Consider the following 24,125-nt stretch of genomic DNA (forward strand, 5'->3'; position numbering starts at 1 on the left):
GGGGCGGGGAGGTCGTGCGCATACCGTCATCCCCGCGAACGCGGGGAACCACTCGAAAGCATCGAGTTAGTTTCTGTGGGCCCCGTCTAGTGGGCCCCCGCGTTCGCGAGGGTGACGAGGGGGTGGGGAGGTCGTGCGCACACCGTCATCCCCGCGAACGCGGGGAACCACTGGAAAGGACACCCCCGACATTCCTTTCATGCTTCCTTCACCGCATTTTCACCCCCGGGCCCGCACCCTTGCCTCGCGCTGGGGCAGACCGGGTCCGTGCCTCGCGTCGGCGGCCACTTGTGGCGCGCCTTCTCTTCGGGCGGACCCCGGGAGTCGCGATGAACAAGTTGCCCCAGATCACCCTGGCCTTCTGGATCATGAAGATCTGCGCCACCACGCTCGGCGAGACGGCCGGGGACCTGCTGTCGATGACGCTGGACGTCGGCTATGCGATCAGCTCGCTGATCCTCATCAGCGCGTTCTTCGCCACCCTGCTGACGCAGCTGGCGAGCAAGCGCTACAACCCGCTGGTGTACTGGGCGGTGATCCTTTCCACCAGCACCGCCGGCACCACCATGTCCGACTTCATGGACCGCACCCTGGGCCTGGGCTACGCCACCGGCTCGGCGATCCTGATCGGCATCCTGCTGTGCATCTTCGCGCTGTGGCGGGTCACCGAGGGTTCGCTGTCGGTGGACCGCATCCGTTCGCGGCGCGGCGAGTTGTTCTACTGGGGCGCGATCCTCTTCTCCAACACCCTGGGTACGGCGCTGGGCGACTACCTCGCCGATGATTCCGGGCTCGGCTTCGCCGGTGGCGCGCTGCTGATCGGCGGTGCACTGGCCATCGTGGTCGCCGCTCACTACCTGACGCGCCTTTCCACCGTGCTGCTGTTCTGGCTGGCCTTCGTGCTCACCCGGCCCTTCGGCGCGACCCTGGGCGACGTGCTGACCAAGAGCCACGAGAAGGGCGGGCTGGACTTCGGCACCGTCGGCTCGTCCATGGTGCTGGGCGGCGTGCTGCTGATGCTGGTGGTGTACGCGACCTGGGTGCAGCGCCAGCGCGCCGCCTACGCGGAGCTGCCGCTGGCGCGTTCGCCTCAGCGGTAGGCCGAGGCGGCGAGGGCGCGGGCGAGGCTCATGTCGTCGGCGCGCGCCGTCGCGGGTTGCTGGTGCAGGGCCTGCAGCGCCCGTTCCAGCTGCGCGCCGCGGATGTGCCCGTCACTGGCGACGAAGGCCGCCGCGTCGTCGCGGGCCAGCGCGTAGACGCCCGGTTCGCGCCGATCACGGCTGAGGTTGCTGGTGGTGGCGGGGGCGAAGGTGGTGGCCGCGCTGCTGCTGAGCAGCCAGGAGCCGGTGCCTTCGTCGGCCATGGCGGCTGCGGGCAGGGCCAGCAGCATCAGGCAGAACGGGATGCGCATGGTTCGTCCTTGATCGCTGGGTTCAGGGCAGGCTCTTGAGGGCCGCGCAGCTGGCCTCGTAGCGCTGGCCGCAGGCGGCCTGGTAGAGGCGCCGGGCCTGGTCCGGGTCGCGCGGCACACCCTGTTCGCCCTTGAGGTAGAGGCTGCCGAGCACGTGCTGGGCCATCGGGTTGCCGGCGGCGGCGGACTGGTTGAGGTACTTCAGCATCGCCTGCTGGTTGGCGTAGGCCGGGTCGTTGCGCCCGGTGTAGAGGTAGGCGAGGCTCACCGCTGCCATGGCGTGGCCCTGGTCGGCGGCGCGCTTCCACCAGAACTCGGCCTGCTTGAGGTCCGCCGGCTTGCTCACGAAGAAGTGGCTGCCGAGCTGGAACTGGGCTTCCAGGTCGCCGCGCTCGGCGTTGCTGCGCAGCAGCTCCAGGGGCGTGGGCTGGTCCTGCACCTGGTTGGGCAGGCGCTGCGGCGGCGCCTCGGGCCTGGGTTGGTCATGGCTGCAACCGGCCAGCAGCGCCAGGGCGCAGAGCGCCGCCAGGTATCGTGCTTTCATCTTCACTCCTGCCGCCGCGAGGACTCGCGGCTCGATGGTTCTTGGCGGCTTATCGGACAACAGCTTTCGCCTCGGGTGCAACGCCATGCTGTGAGCCGGTCGAGGTCGTCGGCATCTCGCCGCTTGGCTTTGTGAAAATCAGATGCTAGATTTTCATGAAATTTATCAATTCAAATTTCATGAGGCCTCGCATGTTCAAGCAATCCGCCCAGCATGTCGGCACCTGGTACGCCGCCAGCTACCCCGGCTCCATCCCCCTGCGCCCGCGCCTGCAGGGCAGCCTGGAGTGCGAGGTGCTGATCATCGGCGCCGGCTTCAGCGGCCTGCACACCGCGCTGCGCCTGGCCCTGGCCGGCAAGCGCGTGGTGCTGCTGGAGGCCAGCCGCGTGGCCTGGGCGGCGTCCGGGCGCAATGGGGGGCAGGCGCTGCTGGGCTGGTCCTGCGACATGCCGCCGCTGGAAAAGGCCCTGGGGCAGGAGCGCACCCGCCGCCTGTGGGACAGCATGCGCTGGGCCGCCGGCGAGATGCGCGAGCTGCCGCAGCGCCACGGCTTCGATGTCGACTACCGTGTCGGCAGCCTGTGGACGGCGGTGCTGGAGCGTCGCGTCGAACTGCTGCGCGAGGCCCAGCGCGATGCCGAGCAGAAGTGGGGCTACGACGCCATGCGCCTGATCGAGCGCGACGAGCTGCCGGAGTGGATCGACAGCCCGCGCTACAAGGCCGCGCTCTATGACCCGGAAGCCGCCCACCTCAACCCGCTGAAGCTGGCCCAGGGCCTGGCCGCCGCCATCGAGGCGGCCGGCGGGCGCATCTTCGAGCAGAGCCAGGTGCTTGAATACCGCGAGACGCCGGCCGGCTACGTGGCGCGCACGCCCGAGGGCGAAGTGCGCGGCGACGTGCTGGTGCTGGCCTGCAACGCCTATGTCGACGGCCTCGACCGCCAGCTGTCCTCGCGCCTGCTGCCGGTGGGCTCCTACCAGGTGGCCACCGCGCCGCTGGACCCCGACCTGGCACGCTCGCTGCTGCCGAGAAACAGCTGCGTGATCGACAACCAGTTCGTCCCCGACTACTTCCGCCTCACCCCCGACCACCGCCTGCTGTTCGGCGGCGGCTGTACCTACCTGGGCGGCCTGCCCAAGGATGTGCCTGCCGCCACCCGGCCCTACCTGGAGCGGGTGTTCCCGCAGCTCAAGGGCGTACAGATCGACTACGGCTGGGGCGGGCACATCGACGTCACCATGAAGCGCACCCCCGACATCGGCCGCCAGGGCCAGCGCTACTGGCTGCAGGGCTTCTCCGGCCACGGCATCCTGCCGACCCTGGCCGGCGCCCGCGCGGTGGCCGACGCCATCCTCGGCGACGAGCAGCTTCTCGCGCTCTACCAGGGCCTGGACAACCCGCGCTTCCCCGGCGGCTCGCTGCTGGCCGCACCGCTGGAAGCCGCCGGCAAAGCCTGGTATCGCTTGCGCGACCTGGCCTGACGCCGGCACCGAAGGAGATCCGACATGGACATGCAAGACGAGATCGAAGGCCTCGCGATCCTCATCCGCGACCTGCGCAAGCACAAGAACCTGACCCTGGGCGAGCTGGCCGCGCGCATCGACCGCTCGGTGGGCTTCCTCTCCCAGGTGGAGCGCGGCCTGTCGCGCCCGACCGTGGCCGACCTCACCGCCATCAGCGAAGCCCTGGGCGTGCCCACCACCTATTTCTACAGCCTGAGCAAGCCCCGCGAGGTGCGCTGGGTGACCCGCCCCGGCGAGCGCCGCACGCTCTACTACGCCGGGGGCATCACCGACGTGCTCGCCTCGCCGAACATGTCGGCCGGCTTCTCCATGCTCGAAAGCCACCTCGAACCCGGTGCCACCAGCGGCGAGGGGCACCTGGACGACAGCTCCGAGCAGGGCGGCTTCGTGCTCGAAGGCGAGCTCTGCATCTGGCTCGACGACGCCGAGGAACCGGTGGTGCTGCACCCCAACGACAGCTTCCAGCTGCCGGCCCATGCGCAGTTCCGCTACGCCAACCTTTCCGATAAGCCGACGCGAGTCCTATGGGTATTCACCTAGAGCCGGCTTATGGCCGGCTGCGCGTCGGCGATGCGGCGTTGAAAGCGATCTCAGAATGCTCATTTACCGCTCGTAGACTCCGCTTCCTCGATCGCTTTCGCCTTGCCTCGCTCTAGCTCGCTCAGCCCTAAACCGACTCTTATCTTTTCTTGCAGGACCACAGCGATGACAACAACAAACCCGCATCCCGACCTGCTCGCCGAAGTGCGTGCCTTCCGTGCCCGGTACCCGGAGGTCCGCTACGTGGACCTGATCTGCCTGGACATCCCCGGGCACTTCTACGGCAAGCGCTACCCGGTGGAGATGCTGGAGAAGGTCGCCGCCGGCGGCCCGCTGAAGCTGCCGCAGAACTGCGTGCTGCTGGGCACCCAGGGCGGGCTGTACCCCATCGGTGACTACTGCTTCGCCGACGGCGACCCGGACGCGCCACGGCGCCTGGTGCCGGGCACCCTCAAGCCGGTGTGCTGGGAGCGCCAGCCGCTGGGGCAGATGCTGATCACCTCCGACGGCACCGAGGCGCCCATCGAGTTCGAACCGCGCGAGGTGCTGGCGCGCGTGCTGCAACGCCTGGCCCGTCGCGGCATCCGCCCGGTGGTGGCCTTCGAACTGGAGTTCTACCTGTTCGACCGCACGCTCAAGAACGGCCTGCCGCAATACCCTCGCGATGCCCTGTGCGACGACGAGGACGACCAGCCGAACATGCACATCGAGCGCCTGTCGCGCTTCTCCACCGTGCTCCACGAGATGGTCGAGGCCGCCAACCAGCAGGGCGTGGCGGCCAACGTCATCACCGCCGAGCTGGGCCCGGGGCAGTTCGAGATCAACTTCGGCCACTGTGACGACGGCCTCAAGGCCGCCGACTGGGCCGCCCTGTTCTGCCGCAGCACCCGGGGCGTGGCGCTGAAGCACGGCCACCGCGCCAGCTTCATGAGCAAGCCCTACCTGGACGCGCCGGGCAGCGGCATGCACGTGCACGTCAGCCTCTACGACGATGCGGGCAACAACCTGCTCGACGCCGACGGCCAGCGCCCCCTGCGCCACGCCGTGGCCGGCTGCCTGGAGCTGCTGCCGCACTGCATGCCGATCTTCGCCGCCAACCACAACGCCTTCCGCCGCTACGGCGCCATGGTCAACGCCGCCAGCCGCGCCAGCTGGGGCTTCGAAGACCGCGATGCGTGCATCCGCATCCCCGAGTCCGACGGCCGCAACCTGCGCATCGAACACCGCCTGGCCGGTGCCGACGCCAATCCCTACCTGGTGCTGGCCGCCATCCTCACCGGCATGGAACACGGCCTCGACGCCGCGAAAGAGCCCATCCCCCCGCTCAACGAAGACCGCTCCAGCGGCATCGACTTCCCCACCGACATGCCCGCCGCCGTCGCCGCCATGCGCCAGAGCGCCCCGGTGAACGAAGGCCTGGGCAGCGAATTCGTGATGGTCTATTGCGAGAACAAGCGCCAGGAATACCTCGACTTCATCAACGAGGTCAGTGCGCGGGAATATCGGTGGTACATGTAGCGGCGGGGCCGCAGCGGCAAGTTGCAAGCTTCAAGCTGCAAGCCAGCGCATCGATGCCCGGGATGAACGAGGCCCGTAGGATGGTGTAGAGCGGAGCGAAACCCATGCGGACGGTGGTTCGGCATGACTCCGAAACGGTGGACCGGTGAAGCGTGGTCCACCCTACGCCACCCCGCCAGTGAGCTGACCGGGGCGTAGGGTGGATGGCGCTTTTTCCATCCACCAGCGGTGCTCCCGGGGGCACCGAGTCGGGCAGCGCTGCGCACTGCTTGGCGAATGAATTCGCCCCTACAAGGCGCCGAAGGCGGCCACCAGATCTTCGACGAACGCCTGCTGCGCTTCGCTGGGTTCGCGGCCGCGGTGGTGGGTGAGGCGGAATTCCACGTCGAAGCCCAGGCGATCGGGGAGCAGGGCGCGGAGTAGCCCGCGGGCCTCCCAGGGCGCGGCGATGTGGCGGGGGAGGTAGCCGATGTGGGCGCCGGAGAGGATCAGCGCCAGGGTGCCTTCCACCTGCTCGGTCACCGCGCTGCTGGCGGCGGACTGGAAGGGCTCCGCCTCGCCGATGAAGCGGTAGGGGTGCAGCACCCGGTCGCATTGGCGCAGGTCGCTCTCGGTCACGCGCGTGCGGTCGAACAGCGGGTGCCCGGCGCCGCAGAACAGCAGCTGCTCCTCGACGAACAACGGCCGGTGCGCCAGCGCCTGCTGGTTGCCGGAGAAGTAGCCGATGGCCAGGTGCAGCTGGTCCTGCAGCAGGCGCCGCTCCAGTTCGGCGGGCATGGCGCTGAGCAGCTCGATGCGCACCGCCTGGCGGCGCGAGCGGAAGCGCCGGATGGCATCGGCCAGGCGCTGCATCACGGCATCGTCGAGGGACTCGGAGAGGCCGATGCGCAGCTCGCCCAGGAGCATGTCGGCCATGCCCCGCGCCTCGCCCTTGAAGGTCTCGATGGCGCCGAACAGCCGCCGCGTGGCCGCCAGCACCTGCTCGCCCTTGGGGGTCAGGCGGAAGCCGGCCTTGCCGCGCTCGCACAGTCGGAAGCCCAGGCGCGTCTCCAGCTTGGCCATCTGCGTGCTGATGGTGGACTGGCCCACCCCCAGCGCGCCCTGGGCGGCGCTGAAGCCGCCGCTTTCGACCACGGTGACGAACAGCCTGAGCAGTTGCAGGTCCAGGTCCTGGAGTTGGGCGAGCATGGGAATCTCCAAACATCGATGGCGAGCGATGCCAAAGTAGAACACTTCATATTTATCCGAAGCAAAGCCCGGCGCAGGATCGCCCCATCACCGCTCCGGGAGCTTTCGCCATGCGCCTTTCCCTGTTGTTCGCCCTGCTCGCCGCCTGTGTCCTGCCCGCCCATGGGCAGGACCGGGAGTTGAACCTCTACAGCTGGTCCGCCTACATCCCGCCCCAGGCGCTGGAGCGCTTCAAGGCCGAGACCGGCATCCGGGTGAAGTACGACATCTTCGACAGCGCCGAGGCCCTCGACGCCAAGCTGATGACCGGCGGCAGCGGCTATGACGTGGTGTTCCCCGCCAGCAGCGGCCTGGCGCGGGCGATCAAGGCCAATGCGGTGCAGCCGGTGCAGCGCGAGCAGTTGCACCACTACGCCAACCTCGACCCGCAGCTGCTGGCCAAGCTCGCCAGCGTCGACCCCGGCAACCGCTTCGGCGTGCCCTACACCTGGGGCACCATCGGCCTGGGGCTGAACCGCGACGCGGTGCAGAAACGCATCCCCGACGCGCCGCTGAACAGCCTCGACCTGCTGTTCAAGCCCGAATACGCCAGCCGCCTGAAGGACTGCGGCATCGCCGTGATCGATTCGCCCCAGGAGGTCATCAGCGTGGCCCTGCACTACCTCGGCAAGGACCCGTACAGCACCGCCAAGGCCGACCTCGCGGCGGTCCATGAGCTGCTCAGCGCGTTGCAGCCGAACCTGCGCTACGTCGGCGCCGGCAAGCACATCAACGACCTGGCCAAGGGCGAGATCTGCCTGGCGCTGACCTACAACGGCGACGCCGCCATCGCCGCCGAGCAGGCCCGCGAAGCGAAGATGCCCTTCGAGGTGATCTACCGCATCCCCCGCGAGGGCACGCTGATCTGGTTCGACACCCTGGCCATCCCCGCCGACGCGCCGCACCCCCAGGCGGCCCACGCCTTCATCGACTGGATGCTGCGCCCCGAGGCCATCGCCGAGCTGACCAACAGCCAGTTCTTCGCCAACGCCAACCAGGCCGCCACGCCCTTGCTGGACCCGGCGGTGGCCAACGACCCGGACATCTACCCGGACCAGGCCGTGCGTGACCGCCTGTTCGGCGAGCAGGCGCTGACCCTCAAGGAGCAGCGCGAGCGTACCCGCATCTGGACGCGCTTCCGCACCCAGTACTGACCCCGCGCAGACGCACACCCCACCCCCGACGGAGCCCGATGACATGGAACACGCCTTCGACAACGACCAGGCCATCACCCGGCCGAGCCTGCTGGGCACGGCCGCCGAAGCCACCTACGCCGGCATCACCAGCTTCATGCGCCGGCGCTACAGCCGCGACCTCACCGGCGTCGACCTGGTGGTGAGCGGGGTGCCCTTCGACACCGCCACCACCAACCGCCCCGGCAGCCGCTTCGGGCCGCGCGCCATCCGCGCCGCCTCGGTGCAGATGGCCTGGGCGCGGCATTTTCCCTGGGAGTTCGACCCCTTCGACCACCTGGCGGTGATCGACTTCGGCGACTGCGCATTCGACCACGGCAGGCCGCAGCACACGCCGGAGGCGATCCAGGCCCACGCCGCGCACATCCTCGAGGCCGGCGCGGCGATGCTCACCCTGGGCGGCGACCACTTCATCAGCTACCCGCTGCTCAAGGCCCACGCGGCCAAGCACGGGCCGCTGTCGCTGATCCACTTCGACGCCCACAGCGACACCTGGCCGGACGAGGAGGGCCAGCGCATCGATCACGGGACGATGTTCTTCCACGCCGCCCGCGAGGGCCTGGTGGACCCGGCGCGCTCGGTGCAGATCGGCCTGCGCACCACCAACGACGACGTGATGGGCTTCCAGGTGCTGGACGCCCGCGAGGTGCACCGCCACACCCCGGAGCAGATCGCCGAGCGCATCCGCGCGCGGGTGGGGGACAACCCGGTGTACCTGACCTTCGACATCGACTGCCTCGACCCGGCCTTCGCCCCCGGCACCGGCACCCCCGTGTGCGGCGGGCTCTCCAGCCACCAGGCGCTGGAAATCCTCCGCGGCCTGCGCGGCATCAACCTGGTGGGCATGGACGTGGTGGAAGTGGCACCGCCCTACGACAACGCCGAAGTCACCGCCCTGGCCGGCGCCACCCTGGCGATGGAGATGATCTGCCTGTATGCCGCGCGGCATAAGTTGGGGGAGCGGTAGAGCCCTGCACGCCGATTGCGTCGCCCGTAGGATGGGTAGAGCGAAGCGAAACCCATGCTGGTGTGCCCGGAATTCGATGGGTGTCGCAGGTACGGGGATCAATACGTAGCCCGGGCTTCAGCCCGGGAGCGGTTATGCATGGAGGAAGGGCTTCGCGAGCAGAGCTCGCTCCTACGGCTTCCCGAGGCACCTTTGCGCTAGTACGGAAAAAATACGCGGGCCCAAGCGTGGGCCCGCGTTTCACGCTCAACCTTCGGTGGCGCCGATCATCCCGCGCAGGCCCAGGCGCGCCTCGCCGAACAGGCGCACGTCCATCAGCTTCGGCGCGCGGACGATGGGGCGGAAGTCCATGCGTTCGATGATGTCGCGCTCGATGTCCACGCCCGGCGCGACCTCGATCAGCTCCAGGCCCTCGGTGGTGAGGCGGAACACGCAGCGCTCGGTCACGTAGAGCACCGGCTTGCCGGCTTCGGCGGCGAGGCGGCCGGCGAAGGTGCGGTGCTCCACCTCGCGGACGAACTTGCGCAGCTCGCCGTCCTGCACGATGCGCAGGGCGCCGTTCTCGATACGGATGTCCTGCGGGCCGGCGCTGAAGGTGCCGACGAAGACCACCGCCTTGGCGTTCTGGCTGATGTTGATGAAGCCCCCGGCGCCGGCCAGGCGAGTGCCGAACTTCGACACGTTGAGGTTGCCCGCCGCATCCGCCTGGGCCAGGCCGAGGAAGGCGAGGTCCAGGCCGCCGCCGTCGTAGAAGTCGAACTGGTAGGGCTGGTCGATCAGCGCGCTGTGGTTGCAGGCCGCGCCGAAGTCCAGGCCCGAGGCCGGCACGCCGCCGATCACCCCGGGCTCGGCGGTGAGGGTCAGTAGGTCGATCACGCCTTCTTCCGCCGCTACCGCCGCCACGCCTTCGGGCATGCCGATGCCCAGGTTCACCACCGCGCCGGGCTTGAGTTCCAGTGCCGCGCGGCGGGCGATGAGCTTGCGCAGGTCCAGCGGCATCGGCGGCAGGCTGCCCTCGGGCACCCGCACCTCGGCGGCGAAGGCCGGGTTGTAGGCAGTGGCGAAGGTCTGCTGGTGGTGCTCCGGCGCGGCCACCACCACGCAGTCGACGAGGATGCCGGGGATCTTCACCTGGCGCGGGTTGAGCGAGCCACGGGCGACCACCCGTTCCACCTGGGCGATCACCAGGCCGCCGGAATTGCGTGCGGCCATGGCGATGGCCAGGCTCTCGATGGTCAGCGCCTCGCGCTCCATGGTCAGGTTGCCGTCCTCGTCGGCGCTGGTTGCGCGCACCACCCCGACGTGGATGGGGAAGGTCTTGTAGAAGAGGTAGTCCTCGCCGTCGAGGGGCATGCGCCGCACCAGCTCCTCGGTGGTGCGGGCATTGAGCTTGCCGCCGCCGTGCTCGGGGTCGACGAAGGTGCCGAGGCCCACCCGCGACAGCTGCCCCGGCTTGCCGGCGGCGATGTCGCGGAACAGCTGGGAGATCACCCCCTGGGGCAGGTTGTAGGCCTCGATGCGGTTCTCCACCGCCAGCTTCTGCAACCCGGGCACCAGGCCCCAGTGGCCGCCGATGACGCGGCGCACCAGCCCTTCGTGGGCCAGGTGGTTGAGGCCCCGGCCCTTGCCGTCGCCCTGGCCGGCGGCGTAGACCAGCGTCAGGTCGCGCGGCGCCTGCTCGGCCTGGAAGCGTTGCTCCAGGGCGATGGCGATGGCCTCGGCGAAACCGATGCCGACGAAGCCGCCGGTGGCCAGATGGGCGTTGTCGGGGATACGCGCCACCGCCTCGGCGGCGCTCATCACTTTGCTCATGTCGTACCTCGAGCGTGGAATTGGGTGCTGCCGGGTTCACCCGTGGGAGCGGCTTCAGCCGCGAAGGGCCGCGCAGCGGACCCGGGGCGCCCCTGCGGGCCGCATCGCGAATGAATTCGCTGCCACGGGCTACTCATCAGAAGCTGCCGAACAGGCTGCCGAGGGTGATCACCACCACCAGGGCGGCGAGGGGGAAGATCACCGTGTTCATGAAGATGAATCTGTAGGAATCGCGGTGGGTCAGCTTGCAGATGGCCAGCAGCGAGATCACCGCGCCGTTGTGGGGCAGGGTGTCCATGCAGCCGGAGGCCATGGCGGCGACCCGGTGCAGCAGCTCGGGGCTGATGCCGGCGGCGTTGGCCATCTCCAGGTACTGCGCGCCGAGGGTCTTGAGGGCGATGGACATGCCGCCGGAGGCGGAGCCGGTGATGCCGGCGAGGATGTTCACCGCCACCGCCTCGGACACCAGCGGGTTGCCCGGCACGCTCAGCACCAGGTCGCGGATCACCACGAAGCCGGCGAGGGAGGCGATCACCGTGCCGTAGCCCACCTCGGAGGCGGTGTTGAGGATCGGCAGCATGGAGCCGAAGGTGCCGTCGTTGAGGCTCTGCTTCAGGTCCACCCAGCGCCGCCAGTGCAGACCGATGAGCAGCAGGACCGCCGCGCCGAGGGCGACGATGATCGACCAGATGCCGATCACCGACTTGGCGTCCTGCAGGCCGCCGAATTCGGGCTTGGCCAGGTAGCTGGTGTCGAGGTTGGGCAGCACCAGCTTGGCCATCAGGAAGTTCAGCACGATCACCAGCAGGATCGGCAGCAGCGCCAGCCAGAAGCCGGTCACCGGCAGGCCGCTCTGCTCGGTCGGGTCGTCCTTGTGGCTGCCGTAGCCTTCGCCGGCGGCCATCAGCGTGCGGGCCTGGGCGGCGAGCCACCAGCTGCCGAGGCCGAGCATGATCAGCCCGCCGATCAGCCCGAGGATGGGCGCAGCGAAGGCGTCGGTGCCGAAGAAGGGGCTGGGGATGGCGTTCTGGATCGCCGGGGTGCCGGGCAGGGCGGTCATGGTGAAGGTGAAGGCGCCCAGGGCGATGGCGCCGGGCAGCAGCCGCTTGGGAATGCCTGCCTCGCGGAACAGCGCGGTGCCGATGGGGTACACGGCGAAGGCCACCACGAACAGCGACACGCCGCCGTAGGTCAGCAGCCCGCAGGCCAGCACGATGGCGAGGATGGCCCGCTCGCGCCCCAGCCGGGTGACGATGCCCTGGGCGATGGCGCGGGCCGAGCCGGAGTCGTCCATCAACTTGCCGAAGATGGCGCCGAGCAAAAACAGCGGGAAGAACTGGATCAGGTAGCCGCCCAGGGACTTCATGAACACCTGGGTGTAGGTGGGCAGCATCAACGCCGCATCACCGGCGAACAGCACCGCCAGCAGCGCCATCAGCGGCGCCAGGATCAACACGTTGTAGCCGCGGTAGGCCAGGAACATCAGCAGTGCGAGGGACAGCAGGATTCCGAGGGTACCCATGGGATTTCCTTCTTGTTGTTGTTTTGAACCGCCGCAGCGGCCGGGCCTGGGTCGGCCCTTTGCCGGTATAGAGCGAAAGCTGTGCCAAGTGGGCTGAAAAGCCCCGGGGAAGGCGCTGGTCGTGGTTTTGAGCCATTGCCGGGAAGGCAAGCGGAGCGATTCAAGTGTCCATAAAAATGGACGGTGTCCTGTTTTTTGGACGCCTATTGTGCGAGATGTCCAAAAATATGGACGCCCGATAACCCAAGCGCGAGGCCCCCAGGCTGTAGGGTGGATGGCGCTCTTTCCATCCACCAACGCGCCCACCCCCAACACCGTGGCCGCAGGTAAATGCACCCCCTGCCCGGCGCTAAACCCCACACCGCGTGGATCGATGAAGCGCGATCCACCCTACGCCGGCCTGGGCGTTCCGTGGGGTGGATGCCACTTCTCCATCCACCGGCGTTCCGGTCCGTAGCCCGGGGAAACGCGCCCGCAGGCCCGGCTACAACCCGTGCGCCTGGAGCTTGTTGTAGAGGCTGGCGCGGGCGATGCCGAGGCGTTCGGCGGCCTGGGTGCGGTTGCCGTCGCAGGCGGCGAGGGCGGTGAGGATGGCCGCGCGTTCCGCCTCGGCGAGGCTGTCCGCCAGGGGGCGCACGGCGGGCGGGGCGGGCTCGGCAGCCGCTGCGGGCGCCGGGGCGGGTGCGGCCGGTTGCGGGTCCACCAACAGGGTGCGCAGGTCGTGCGCCTCCAGCGGGCGGTTGCCATCGCCCAGCAGCTGCGCCCGTTCCAGCAGGTTGCGCAGCTCGCGCACGTTGCCCGGCCAGGGCTGGGCGCAAAGCAGGTCGAGGGCGCCCTGCTGCAGTTCCAGCGGCGGCTGGCCGGAGCGGGTGGCGATGTCGTCGAGCAGGTAGTCCACCAGCGCCGGCAGGTCTTCCCGGCGCTCGCGCAGGGGCGGCACGCGCAGGGCGAGGACGTTGAGGCGGTAGTAGAGGTCCTCGCGGAATTCGCCGGCGGCCACCTTGGCCTCCAGGTCCACATGGGTGGCGGCGATCACCCGCACGTTCAGGGTCTTCACCTGGTTGGAGCCCAGCGGCTCCACCTCCTGCTCCTGCAGCACACGGAGCAGCTTGGCCTGCAGCGGCAGGGGCAAATCACCGATCTCGTCGAGGAACAGCGTGCCGCCGTCGGCCAGCTCGAACTTGCCGGCCCGCGCGCGGCGGTCGGCGCCGGTGAAGGCGCCCGGCGCGGTGCCGAACAGCTCCGCTTCCACCAGGGATTCCGGGATGGCCGCCACGTTCACCGCCACGAAGGGCCCGCTGGAGCGCAGCGACAGGTTGTGGATGCCCTGGGCGAGCAGCTCCTTGCCGGTGCCGGTCTCGCCGCGCAGCAGCACGGTGGCGTCCAGCTGGGCGGCGCGGCGGGCCTGGCGCTTCACCTCGCTGGCGGCGGCGCTGGTGCCGATGAAGCCGGCGATGGTGTAGCGCGCACGGCGGGCGCGGGCCAGCTCGTGCTGGGCGGCGGCCAGCTGGGTCTGCAACTGGTTGTACTTGGCCATGACCGGCTGCAGGTGGCGGGCGCGGTCGAACAGCACGAAGCCGAGGGCGCCGACCAGGGTGCCGTCCTCGTCGCGCAGGGGAATGCGGGTGACCACGAAGTGCTCGTCGCCGAAGGCCATCAGGTCGAGCATGCTCGGCAGCCCGTTACCCACCACCTCGCGCAGGCGGCTGGCCGGCAGCACTTCCTCCACCTCCTTGCCGAGCACGCTGCGCGGGTCGGCGATGCCGATCTTCTGCGCGTACTTGTCGTTGATCCAGACGATCCGCGCCTGGCGGTTCACCGCGATGGTGCCCTCGCACTGGGCGTTGAGGTGATCGAACAGCAGGGGCATCGCCACGGCGCGGAAACGCTCGGGCGAGACGCCGATGATCAGGCCGTGTTCGTCGAGGTCGTCGCGGGAGATGGCCATGGGCGGTCGGGTCCGGAGGGGCGGGAGCGACGGATTATGGGCGGGGCGCCGAAACATCGGCAAGGAACCCTTTGCGCTCGCTGGCAGTCGATCAGGAGGTAGACGAATTTCCCTACAAGGAGCTTTTGCATGGACCTGATCCGCATCCTCATCGCCATCATCCTGCCGCCGCTGGGCGTGTTCCTGCAGGTGGGTTTCGGCGGCGCCTTCTGGCTGAACATCCTCCTCACCCTGCTGGGCTACATCCCCGGCATCGTGCATGCGGTGTATATCATCGCCAAACGCTAGCAGGCTGCTGAAAAACTAGCTGCGTTGCCGCTGCTGCGCTTCTCGGCGGACGGCTCAATGGAACGGGGACGCCATGCGTCCCCGAATCCGTTCTATTGCAGCGTGGCCCGTTCGCCGCCTTCGAACAGCTCCGCCACATCCTTCACCCGCACCCATTGGCGGCCCTGCCACTCCATGACGCTGAACTCCCTGCCCTGCCAAGTCACCCGGCGCTGGCGGGGCAGGTGCGGCGTGGCCTGGGAGCGCAGCGCGGGGATCACCTCGCCGGTGATCCACTGGCGCAGGCCACGGTGCTCGGGGTGGTAGAAATTGACCTTGAGCAGCTCGCAGACGGCGCTCTCGCTGATCAGCAACAGGGTTTCCACCGCGCCCTGGTGGTTCTCCACGCGCTCGTTGCGCCACTGGTCCGGGTCCAGCTTGCGGGTCAGCTTGTCGTCGATATGGCGGTTGGTGAGCGGGCCGAGGTCGCCGGCGACGACCCAGGCCTGGTCATCGATGAGCAGCGCGCGCAATGCGCGGTGATGGCGGTGAAAAACGCTGGGAACGAAATAGTCGTGGGACATGATGAGACTCCTTCCTTGCAGGGGAGCCGCCACCTGATCCTGGTTGCGTGAGGGTGGCGGACCGTACGAGGTGTGGAATACCGGTCATGAACCAATACCGGCAGGCGTTAGCCCCCTCGCACGGTCCGCCATAGATGGCCAGGTTCTCCGAAAACTGCTTTCTCTCGATGAGCCTGCTTATGGCGGTGTAGCGAAGTTCATGAATTCGGGATTCCACTCCCGGCCATGCCGAGGCATGACGGTGGGAGACGCTACAGAGCGCCTTTGTAGGACGGCAATGGCGAGGGTGGGTAGGAAACTTCGGAGAGAGGTGATGCGGTGATTAGGCCTGCTTCGCAGGAGTGAAAAAGCCGTGCAATGCGCGGCTTTTTCATGGGATTGGTGGTGGGCCCAGAAGGACTTGAACTTTGGACCAAAGGATTATGAGTTGCCTAGAAACGCTGCAAGCCCAGTGAAGTCGGGCGTAGCTTAGCGCAGGTACAGTTAGCTGAAAGCAGCGCCGTTACTGGGCTTGAGCGTAATTTTGCGAAATCTATAAAGGCTATGCGCGGTACCGTTAGTGTCCTTATCTTTTACCGGTCAGGCTTCAGCCGTCATTGCTGTAGCCTCACAAACGGCAGGGCGTAGTCAAAATATTCTTTCTGGGCTGAGCGATGAGTGTCCCAACGCTTTGCGTCAGCGGGTCGCTCACGGTGTTCTGCATGGGTAAGAATCAATCGCCTCTTGGCGCGTGAGACCCCAACAAAATAAGCGCAACGGTTTTCAGCCTGATTACCAAAGAAGATTTCGTTTTCAACGGCCATGATGATGACTGTATCGAACTCCAAACCTTTGCTTTTATGGATGGTCAGGATGCGTACCGCCTGGTCATCTGAAAACCGCTTAAGGGCTTTAGGCAAATCGGGCTCCAGCTCAAGCAACTCTTCGATGCGCGCCTTGGTGCTTCGGACGACCTCTTTGAGCCGTTCATGGGATTCATAGTCCGGCGACAGCGCCACGAGGGTTTCGAGACTGATTTGCTTCAAGAAGGCTCGAACAAACTCCCACCAGCCAGAAAAAGGCTCCGCGATCAGGTCAGCAATAGCCGCTTCTTTCCGTTGTTGCTTGATTAGTCGATCAAGGTCTTTACGAGCATTCGACTGAATGTCCTCGTCCGCGAAAGGAACCAGCTGATTCATTAGCTGAATCCAGGCTTTTGGCTCGCGTTGGCCGTAGAGGCAAGATAAATAGTCCACGATCAAGCGGGCGACGGGCTCGACCGTGATGTCCTGCATCTGCTGCTCATTGCGGAAAGGAATGCCGCGCGCCTCCAGTGCAGCCATGAGATGGTCGGCGTAAAGATCAAGCTGCTTGGAGATGAGAACTGCAATTTCCGCAGGCGATAGCTGTTCGGTCTTTATCCAGCCATCAATCAAGCCCGCTAGATACTCAGCTTCCTTGCGGCTGTCTTCGAAACGCCAAGCAAATACATCACCCTCATCGCCGACAAGCTGCTCATCGGGCATGACGGACGCTGGGTCGAGCACCCGGATGATTTCATTCTGTAGGCGCAGCAGGCGCGGCTTTGAACGAAAGTTGCGGTACATGTTGAGCGGTGTCGCTGCAAAATCGGCTGAAAAGGTCTGGAAGATGCCGTCTAAGGCACCCGCCCAGCCCATGATCTTTTGCTTGGTATCGCCCACGGCGGTCAAGCGAATGCTGGTGCCTTGAAAGGCGAGCTTCAGAAGCTCGTACTGCAGATTGGTGCAGTCCTGGAACTCATCCAGAAAGACATCGCTATAGGTCTGGCGGATGGCGTTACGTGCCATTTCTGATTTCTGAAGAATCTGGATGGCCAGCGGAACCAGGTCGGCAAATTCGATGAGGCTGCGCGAGGGGCCTGGTTTGCGATCAGCAATTTTGTACCCAGCATCCAGCGCGTACTCACCCGTTAGCACTGGCCGGAAGCGATCGATAATGCGCTTGGCAAAAGCGTGAAAGGTGTAGCTGTCAAACCGCGAGGCCAACTCAGAGCCACAGCGGCGCCTCACCCGCTCTTTCAGGTTGCTACTGGCGTCAACCTTGAACGAGATAGCCAGAATTCGTTTGGGATAGCGGCAAGTGCCTGTGCGCAGCAAGAAGTCTGCCCGCTGCGCAAGCATTTCGGTCTTACCCGCACCAGGGCCCGCCGTTAGCGCCAGGCAGTGCACTTGCTCCTTTGCCGCACGCAGGGCATTGGGTTCAAGAGTTAGCCCGTCTGCGGGCTGCCATGCATCGGCGGTTATCACTCAGGCAACTCCGCAAGCTTGGAGATCACAGCATCGGCCAAGCGTCCGAGTGATTCGGGCATGTTGGCGAGCAGGTCTTCATCGTTGAGCTTAGTGAGCGCTTCAATATGCGCTGCCGGTTTGCTGCCAAGCTTGAACCTGCTGTGATAAGTGCCGAACAACTTCTGTTCGTACTCGCTGTATTGACTTGCATCGTGGTGGCTTTTACCGAGGACAGCCACGATTGTTGAATCATCGGGCGTCTCTTCCTCTACACCGTAGGTGTTCGGGTAAGCGAGCAGCATTGCAAAGTCGAGATCCATGGGAAACGAGAAATACACATCTCGCGCTTCAAGTAGAGATCTGTAGTTTGCGTATGTCCGGACCTTGTCAGTTGCATCGTTCCACTTGGGAATACCGTGGTCTGCAGGCAGTGTCTTGCCTGGTTCGTGCGCCGCCAACTGATCATTAACGTATTTGATTCGTCCCCAGCCGGCCTGATGGCGCGCGACATCAAGATCAAGCAGCGTCAGATAGGGAATCTGCAAGGCAGACAGTAGGCGCCAGAAGTGATTAACGTGACGCCCGCCCAGCGGCGCTATCGAGACTGCAGACTCATCAACAGGAGCACCTTTGGCCTGAAGGAGTCGAGGTAGCACGATTTCTTCGCTGTCGCCCTCCCCCAGAACCACAAGGCGAGAAAAATAGACTTCCGGAAAAGCTTGCACAGCCTCACGCACAAACTTGTGTGCTTTATCCGCGGTGTCGGGTAACTGGATATGGGTAACGCGCGATGTTCGCCTCTCGGTCAGACGCAGGTACCGGATCCGTTCGGGGGCTACGCGCCGCAGCATCGACGGAGCGTGAGTGGCAACTAGTGCTTGCGCGTCGTCGTTGCGGGTCATCAAACCCAATGCATTGACGATGCGCCCGAGGTAGTGAGGCGAAAGACTATTCTCCGGCTCTTCGACTGCAACCAGCGTAAAGACAGGTGGCCGCAACTTGTCGACATCGAATGATTTGTCCTCTTCAGCCAGTACGGCGCGACCAATGGCCTGTGACGAGAGCACGAGAGACAGGTAAAGCATGGATTTCTGTCCATCACTCAGACGTGAGAAGTCCACCAACTGCTCATCGTGCCCCGGCGAAAAGGAAACCGACATATGCCTCAACAAGGCTTCGACCTCTGAGGCCACGAAGGTTATTTTCGGATCGGTAAAGAAACTGCCTTTGTGCAAAGCGCCCCAAGCCGCTTTCAAGCTTGCGCTAAATGCATCTACCGATGAGTTGGTCGCCAGACTGTCGCTGATTTGGTCAGTAAGACCCTTGATGACATCACGCTCTGCATCCCAATTCACCGCGCGCAGCATGCGCCCGAGCAACGCATTGGCACCGTACGCAATGTGATCAGCTGGGTCACGGCGGGCTGGCAGGTAGTGGACATGGATATGGTTGCGCTCAGAGCGGGGCACTTGCGCTGTGTTGAGCGGCGAACCATCCGCATTGATGTCCAAGACATAAACCAAGGTCTCTTCTATGTCACCGTCCGGACCCATGGTGGCACTGAGGCGAAAACGAACACGCGGAGTTCCATCCGCCTCATCAAGCCGCATGTGGCCAAAGTGAGGAGCAACGGTGCTGTTGTCTTCATCTTCCGCCAGCTCCGGAAAGAGGAAATCGGCCTCTATCCAGAGCTGGCGCCCTTCCGGCACGATCTCCTCATCAAAGGGGACGTGAAAGTCTGATCGCAGGATGCGGCGCAAGGATGGATCGAAAGCAAACAAGCGGCACAGCGCCTGGAGCGCAGCTGTCTTGCCTGAGCCGTTTGGGCCAATCAAATAGGTAATATCATCCAGCCCGAGCTCGGTAGGCTCCATTCCAAAAGACTGGAAACTCGATAGACGAATCGTTTGAAGCTTCAATACAGCCTCCTCTGCCTATCAAAGGCTTTGCATAGTTCGGCACTTCGGAAACCCCGAACACCCCCAAAACTTCTGCCCCGCCTTCACCGTTCGAATCACCAGCGCATTGCCGCACTTGGGGCATTGGCGTTCGGCGGTCGGGTCATTGCGGCGCTGCAGGTTCTGCACATGTTCGCGGTGGGTGGCGAGGGTAGGGGCGCGCCGGCCGGTTTGCAGGGCGCGGAACAGGGTGGCGACCTGGGCGTCACTGAACACCGGCTGCTGGAATGACTTGATGTAGCGGATGAAGCCGATGCCCTGGGTGACGTTCGCGGGCATGGCGGTCTTGAAGGTACTGCCGCCGACGAAGGTGATGACCGAATGCAGGTGCTCGGGGGCGATGCCGAGGGTGGCTTCCAGCGCTTTGAGGTGTTTGTAGTTCTGCCGCAGCGGGTTCTGGAATTTGTAGCTGTGCTTGGGGAATTTCTGCGTCCACTGGGCCTGCTGTTCGCTGCCGAATATCCAGCCGCTCATGTTCTTGGTCTCCAGCACGAAGATGCCGTAGCGGGAGAGGAAGACGTGGTCGATCTGGGTGGTGCCGTCGGGGGTGGCGAGGGTGACGTTGTGCAGGCGCTGGTAGGTCTGCCTGTCCAGTTGCCAGTGGGCGAAGAGCCGGACGAGGCGTTCGCCGATATAGCCCTTGCCCAGGGGGGACTTGAGCAGGCCGATGAGGATCATCAGCGGGATGAACCAGGCGAAGGTGGACCAGGCTTGTGCAATGAGCGGTGTGAAATCCATTTCCGACACTCATGTTCCTTGAGTTACTGGAGAGTAGCGAAAAAGCCTTACTGGCACTATGGAATTGCGTTGATATCAGTCAAAGGTCTTATGCGGGGCCGTGACGCTTGGCTGGGGTTCGATTACGGGCGGGCGTGGTGAGCCGAATAGAGGGGGCTATTCGGCTCACGGGCTCGCGGGGGGTGTGATCGATGCCAGCCGAGCAGAAACGAAAAAGCCGCGCAATGCGCGGCTTTTTCATGGGGTTTTGGTGGTGGGCCCACACGGACTCGAACCGTGGACCAAAGGATTATGAGTCCTCTGCTCTAACCGACTGAGCTATAGGCCCCCAGAAGGCCGGCGGATTATACCGGCGCCTTTTCCTGAGCGCCAACGGGTTGACACGGATCGAGGAATTGCCGGGCGAAAACGTCGGCGGGCAGGGGGCGGCTGACGACGTAGCCCTGGATCTGTTCGCAGCCTTCGGCGGTGAGGAAGGCTTCCTGGGCGTGGGTTTCGACGCCTTCGGCGATGACGGTGAGTTGCATGCTGCGGCCCAGGGCGATGATGGCGCGCGCGATGGCGGCGTCTTCGAGGTCGTCGGGCAGGCCGCGGACGAAGGATTTGTCGATCTTGATGATGTCCAGCGGCAGGCGCTTGAGATAGCTGAGGGAGGAGTAGCCGGTGCCGAAGTCGTCGATGGCCAGTTGTACGCCGAGCGCCTTGAGGGCGTGGAGCACGGCGAGGGCTTCTTCGGCCTGGCTCATGATGAAGCCTTCGGTGATTTCCAGTTGCAGGTGGCAGGGGACGACGCCTGTGTCCTGCAGCAGGCGGTCGATGCGCTCGACCAGTTGCGGCTGGCGCAGCTGGGCGCCGGCGAGGTTGACGGAGAGCGGGCCGAAGGGGGCGTGGCGGTCCTGCCATTCGCGCATCTGCCGGCAGGCTTCGGCGAGGACCCAGTCGCCCAGGGGGAGGATGAGACCGTTCTCTTCGGCGAGGGGGATGAAGCGCTCGGGGGAGATTTCGCCGAACAGGGGGTGGTGCCAGCGGATCAGGGCTTCGGCGCCGATCAGGCGGCGGTTCTGCAGGCACAGCTTGGGTTGGTAGTAGAGGCTGAGTTCGCCGCGTTCGAGGGCGCGACGCAGTTCGATTTCCAGGGCCATGCGTTCGTTGGCCTGGAAGGTGAGGTCGCGGGTGTAGAACTCGATGCGGTTGCGGCCCTTGGATTTGGCGCGGTACATGGCGGCGTCGGCGTTCTTGACGACGGTGGCGACGTCGTTGCCGTGCTCGGGGTAGAGGCTGATGCCGATGCTGGCGCTGGTGAAGAATTCGTGGTCGTCGGCTTCGAAGGGGGCGCTGAAGCAGGCGAGCACTTTGCTGGCGACGTGTTCGGCGTCGGCGGCGTTGTGCAGGCCGGGCAGGAGGATGATGAATTCGTCGCCGCCGAGGCGGGCGACGGTGTCGATGTCGCGCAGCTGGTCCTTGAGGCGAGCGGCGATGCTTTTGAGCAGGAGGTCGCCGACTGGGTGGCCGAGGCTGTCGTTGATGTGTTTGAAGCGGTCGAGGTCGATGAAGAGTACGGCGCCCTGCTGGGCGTCGGTGGTGGCGTCGAGCAGGGCGGCCTGCAGGCGGCTTTCGAAGAGGATGCGGTTGGGCAGCCCGGTGAGGGGGTCGTGGTGGGCCTGGTAGTCGAGGCGGGCCTGGGCGTGCTTGAGGGTGGAGATGTCGGCGAAGACGCCGACGAAGTGGGTGATCTGGTCGTCGCGGTTGCGCACGGCGCTGATGGTCAGCCACTCGGGATAGGGTTCTCCGTTCTTGCGGCGGTTCCAGATTTCGCCCTGCCAGTGGCCGTCGGCGGCGAGCTGGTGCCACATGGCGGCGTAGAAGGCGCTGTCGTGCTGGCCGGAGGCGAGCAGGCGCGGTGATTGGCCGAGGGCTTCGGCTTCGCTGTAGCCGGTGATTTCGGTGAAGGCGCGGTTGACGGCGGTGATGCGTTGTTCGGTGTCGGTGATCATCACGCCTTCGGCGGTGCTTTCGAAGACGGTGGCGGCCTGCAGGAGCTTTTCCTGCATGTGCTGGCGCTCGGTGATGTCGCGGGCGATGGTGAGGACGCAGGCTTCGCCATTGATGGGGATGGGCTGGGCGGTGAGTTCGCAGAGGCGGATGCTGCCGCCCTTGGTGCGCACCGGGGCGGTGAAGTTGCGCAGGCTGCCCTGGTCGCTGATGACGCGGACCATTTGCTGGCGGTCTTCGGGGTTGGCCCAGATGCCGAGTTCGAGGGTGGAGCGGTCGGCGGCTTCGCGGGCAGTGTAGCCGGTGATGCGGGTGAAGCCTTCGTTGGCTTCGATGAGCCTGCCGTCGGCCAGGCGGGTGATGAGCAGGCCGTCAGGGGAGGCGTGGAAGGCGCGGGCGAATTTCTCTTCGGAGATCTTCAGTTGCTGCTGGGTTTCCTTGACGAGGGTGATGTCGCGCACGACGACGATGAGGGCGGGGACGCCGTCGAGGTCGATGGGTTGAGCGGAGATGAGGCCGGTGAAGCTTTCGCCGCTCTGCCGGCGGAAGGTCATTTCCAGGTTGTGCAGGCTTTCGCTCTGCAGGCGCTGGAGGAGGCCGGGACCCATGTCGGGGGTGCCCCAGATGCCCAGTTCGGTGGCGGTGCGGCCGATGGCCTGGGCGGCGCTGACGCCGGTCTGTTGCTCGAAGGTGCGGTTGACGTCGAGCAGGCGGCCGTCCTGGCGGCGGGCGAGGGCGATGACGTCGGGGCAGTTGTGGAACACGGAGGCGAATTTCTGCTGGGAGAGGCGCAGGGCGTGCTCGGTGTCCTTGGCTTCGGTGATGTCGATCATCAGGCCGCGGATGATCTGGCTGTCGCCCTGGGGGTCGAGGGTGACGATGTCGCGGATCCACAGGACGCGGCCGTCGGCGGCGAGCATGCGGTAGTCAAAGCTGTGGTCGCGGCCGGCGGCGACTTCCTCGTTGCAGAAGTATTCGGCGCGCTGGGCGTCTTCGGGGTGGAGGGTGCGCTGCCAGAAACCGGGCTCGAGCCAGTCCGCCAGGGGGTAGCCGAGCAGGCGTTCGGCGTGGGGGGAGACGTAGGTGAAACGGTGTTCGTCGAGGCGCATTTCCCAGGCGATGGCGTTGAGGCTTTCGACCAGGCCGCGGTAGTGCTGCTCGCTGGTGCGCAGTTCGTCTTCGAGCAGGGCGCGGCGCGACATTTCGCCGCTGAGGCGGCGGTTGATGCGCAGGACGAAGACCAGGGCGAGGCCGATCAGCAGCAGGGCGGGAAGGCCGTAGGCTATGAGGGTGGTCCAGACCGGGCGACGGTCGATGACGCCGCCGACCCAGCGGTCCTGGATGGCTTCGACCTGGGCGGCGCTGATGTCGGCGAAGACCTTGTCGAGGATGCCGACCAGGGGGGTGTCGCCACGCGGCGTGGCCATGGCGAGCTGGTAGCGGTAGGGCGTCTCGCCGCTGATGTAGAGGCCTTCGAGCCTGAGCTGGCGCAGGCTCCAGACGCTGGAGGCGAGGTCGCCGACGAAGGCGTCGGCCTGGCCGGTGGCGAGCGCCTGGAGGCTGGCGGCGACGCTGGGCAGGGGCAGGAGGTTGAGGTCGGGATTGCCGCTGCGCAGCAGTTCGTGGGGGGCGTAGTCCTCGACCACGGCGATCTTGAGGCCGTAGAGCTCGCCGAGCGATTTGGGCTGCGGGCCGCCGTCGCGGGCTAGGATGACGATGGGGAAGTCGAGGTAGGGGCGGGTGAAGCTGAGGTATTGCTGGCGTTCGGGGGTGGACATGACGCCGGGCAGCAGGTCGAGCTGGCCATTGCGGGCCTGTTCCAGAACTTCACCCCAGTTGCGGGGCTCCACCGGTTCGAGGCGCACGCCCAGGCGTTCCTGGATCAGCCTGACGTAGTCGGCGGCGAGGCCCTGGTGGCGGCCCTGGCTGTCGCGGAATTCGAAGGGGGGCCAGGAGGCATCGATGCCCATGCGCAGGACGGGGTGGTCCTGCAGCCATGCCTGTTCTTCCTGCGTGAGGGTGAACGCTCCGGACGGGGCCGCCCAGAACGCCAGACACAGCAGGAGAATGGCAGGCAGACGCGCCATGACGGTCTCGTTCCACGAAGTGATAGGCGGAAGTGTAGACGTGGC

At 65.9% G+C, this 24,125-nt stretch carries 18 protein-coding genes and 1 tRNA gene; 7 read left to right on the top strand and 12 right to left on the bottom strand.

Annotated features, from left to right (window positions below; genetic code table 11):
- Positions 1 to 329 precede the first annotated feature (329 nt).
- Positions 330 to 1,100 carry a COG4705 family protein gene (locus ACYJSS_RS28365; protein ID WP_236206278.1) on the top strand — a complete coding sequence of 257 codons (771 nt, stop codon included), beginning with the start codon at positions 330 to 332 and terminating at the stop codon, positions 1,098 to 1,100.
- Here ACYJSS_RS28365 and ACYJSS_RS28370 read toward each other — a convergent pair.
- Together ACYJSS_RS28370 and ACYJSS_RS28375 are read right to left on the bottom strand one after the other, a co-directional pair.
- Positions 1,091 to 1,411: a DUF2388 domain-containing protein gene (locus ACYJSS_RS28370; protein ID WP_236206277.1), complete on the bottom strand. Its 321-nt coding sequence runs from the start codon at positions 1,409 to 1,411 to the stop codon at positions 1,091 to 1,093. The two genes, ACYJSS_RS28365 and ACYJSS_RS28370, sit on opposite strands and share 10 nt — an antisense overlap.
- Positions 1,412 to 1,433: 22 nt before the next feature.
- Positions 1,434 to 1,955: a tetratricopeptide repeat protein gene (locus ACYJSS_RS28375; RefSeq protein ID WP_236206276.1), complete on the bottom strand. Its 522-nt coding sequence runs from the start codon at positions 1,953 to 1,955 to the stop codon at positions 1,434 to 1,436.
- Between the two features lie 191 nt (positions 1,956 to 2,146).
- On the opposite strand from ACYJSS_RS28375, the gene ACYJSS_RS28380 reads away from it, so the two are divergent.
- The 3 genes from ACYJSS_RS28380 (at position 2,147) to ACYJSS_RS28390 (ending at position 5,536) form a co-directional block, all read left to right on the top strand.
- Positions 2,147 to 3,436 (top strand): NAD(P)/FAD-dependent oxidoreductase, encoded by a 1,290-nt coding sequence (locus tag ACYJSS_RS28380; protein WP_236206275.1) that lies wholly within the window; start codon positions 2,147 to 2,149, stop codon positions 3,434 to 3,436.
- A 24-nt stretch (positions 3,437 to 3,460) separates the two neighbouring features.
- Positions 3,461 to 4,018 (top strand): helix-turn-helix domain-containing protein, encoded by a 558-nt coding sequence (locus tag ACYJSS_RS28385; protein WP_213628165.1) that lies wholly within the window; start codon positions 3,461 to 3,463, stop codon positions 4,016 to 4,018.
- A 165-nt stretch (positions 4,019 to 4,183) separates the two neighbouring features.
- Positions 4,184 to 5,536 carry a glutamine synthetase family protein gene (locus ACYJSS_RS28390; protein WP_213628166.1) on the top strand — a complete coding sequence of 451 codons (1,353 nt, stop codon included), beginning with the start codon at positions 4,184 to 4,186 and terminating at the stop codon, positions 5,534 to 5,536.
- Positions 5,537 to 5,824: 288 nt separating this feature from the next.
- Here ACYJSS_RS28390 and ACYJSS_RS28395 read toward each other — a convergent pair whose 3' ends face one another.
- The gene (locus ACYJSS_RS28395) at positions 5,825 to 6,724 is read right to left on the bottom strand and encodes a LysR family transcriptional regulator (RefSeq protein WP_236206274.1); all 900 of its coding nucleotides are present in this window, start codon (positions 6,722 to 6,724) and stop codon (positions 5,825 to 5,827) included.
- A 110-nt stretch (positions 6,725 to 6,834) separates the two neighbouring features.
- On the opposite strand from ACYJSS_RS28395, the gene ACYJSS_RS28400 reads away from it, so the two are divergent.
- A complete protein-coding gene (locus ACYJSS_RS28400; RefSeq protein ID WP_236206273.1) occupies positions 6,835 to 7,917 on the top strand; it encodes a polyamine ABC transporter substrate-binding protein in 1,083 nt (360 codons plus the stop codon).
- Between the two features lie 43 nt (positions 7,918 to 7,960).
- On the top strand, positions 7,961 to 8,923 hold the full coding sequence (speB, locus tag ACYJSS_RS28405; RefSeq protein ID WP_236206272.1) for an agmatinase: 963 nt from the start codon (positions 7,961 to 7,963) through the stop codon (positions 8,921 to 8,923).
- A gap of 246 nt (positions 8,924 to 9,169) precedes the next feature.
- Here speB and ACYJSS_RS28410 read toward each other — a convergent pair whose 3' ends face one another.
- The 3 genes from ACYJSS_RS28410 to ACYJSS_RS28420 all read right to left on the bottom strand — a co-directional run bounded on the left by ACYJSS_RS28410 (position 9,170) and on the right by ACYJSS_RS28420 (position 14,205).
- Positions 9,170 to 10,735 carry an acyl CoA:acetate/3-ketoacid CoA transferase gene (locus tag ACYJSS_RS28410; protein WP_236206271.1) on the bottom strand — a complete coding sequence of 522 codons (1,566 nt, stop codon included), beginning with the start codon at positions 10,733 to 10,735 and terminating at the stop codon, positions 9,170 to 9,172.
- A 136-nt stretch (positions 10,736 to 10,871) separates the two neighbouring features.
- Complete coding sequence (locus ACYJSS_RS28415; protein ID WP_236206270.1) at positions 10,872 to 12,257, bottom strand: GntP family permease; 1,386 nt, start codon at positions 12,255 to 12,257, stop codon at positions 10,872 to 10,874.
- Between the two features lie 484 nt (positions 12,258 to 12,741).
- Positions 12,742 to 14,205, bottom strand: coding sequence for a sigma-54 interaction domain-containing protein (locus ACYJSS_RS28420; protein ID WP_236206269.1), 1,464 nt, complete (start codon positions 14,203 to 14,205; stop codon positions 12,742 to 12,744).
- 129 nt (positions 14,206 to 14,334) lie between these two features.
- Here ACYJSS_RS28420 and ACYJSS_RS28425 point away from each other — a divergent pair, with 129 nt between their 5' ends.
- Complete coding sequence (locus tag ACYJSS_RS28425) at positions 14,335 to 14,493, top strand: YqaE/Pmp3 family membrane protein (RefSeq protein WP_009615518.1); 159 nt, start codon at positions 14,335 to 14,337, stop codon at positions 14,491 to 14,493.
- A gap of 92 nt (positions 14,494 to 14,585) precedes the next feature.
- On the opposite strand, the gene ACYJSS_RS28430 is transcribed toward ACYJSS_RS28425, so the two are convergent.
- The 6 genes from ACYJSS_RS28430 to ACYJSS_RS28455 form a co-directional block, all read right to left on the bottom strand.
- Positions 14,586 to 15,056: a BRO-N domain-containing protein gene (locus ACYJSS_RS28430; protein ID WP_173177614.1), complete on the bottom strand. Its 471-nt coding sequence runs from the start codon at positions 15,054 to 15,056 to the stop codon at positions 14,586 to 14,588.
- A gap of 593 nt (positions 15,057 to 15,649) precedes the next feature.
- Positions 15,650 to 17,323 (bottom strand): UvrD-helicase domain-containing protein, encoded by a 1,674-nt coding sequence (locus tag ACYJSS_RS28435; RefSeq protein WP_236206268.1) that lies wholly within the window; start codon positions 17,321 to 17,323, stop codon positions 15,650 to 15,652.
- Positions 17,320 to 19,224, bottom strand: a complete 1,905-nt coding sequence (locus tag ACYJSS_RS28440) for an ATP-dependent nuclease (protein ID WP_459481052.1) — start codon at positions 19,222 to 19,224, stop codon at positions 17,320 to 17,322. Before ACYJSS_RS28440 ends, ACYJSS_RS28435 begins: the two co-directional genes overlap by 4 nt.
- 18 nt (positions 19,225 to 19,242) lie before the next feature.
- On the bottom strand, positions 19,243 to 20,001 hold the full coding sequence (locus tag ACYJSS_RS28445) for a nuclease-related domain-containing protein (protein WP_236206266.1): 759 nt from the start codon (positions 19,999 to 20,001) through the stop codon (positions 19,243 to 19,245).
- Between the two features lie 251 nt (positions 20,002 to 20,252).
- Positions 20,253 to 20,329, bottom strand: a tRNA-Ile gene (locus tag ACYJSS_RS28450).
- 16 nt (positions 20,330 to 20,345) lie between these two features.
- Positions 20,346 to 24,080: an EAL domain-containing protein gene (locus tag ACYJSS_RS28455; RefSeq protein ID WP_236206265.1), complete on the bottom strand. Its 3,735-nt coding sequence runs from the start codon at positions 24,078 to 24,080 to the stop codon at positions 20,346 to 20,348.
- Positions 24,081 to 24,125 lie beyond the last annotated feature (45 nt).

The organism is Pseudomonas sp. No.21 (assembly GCF_054558415.1).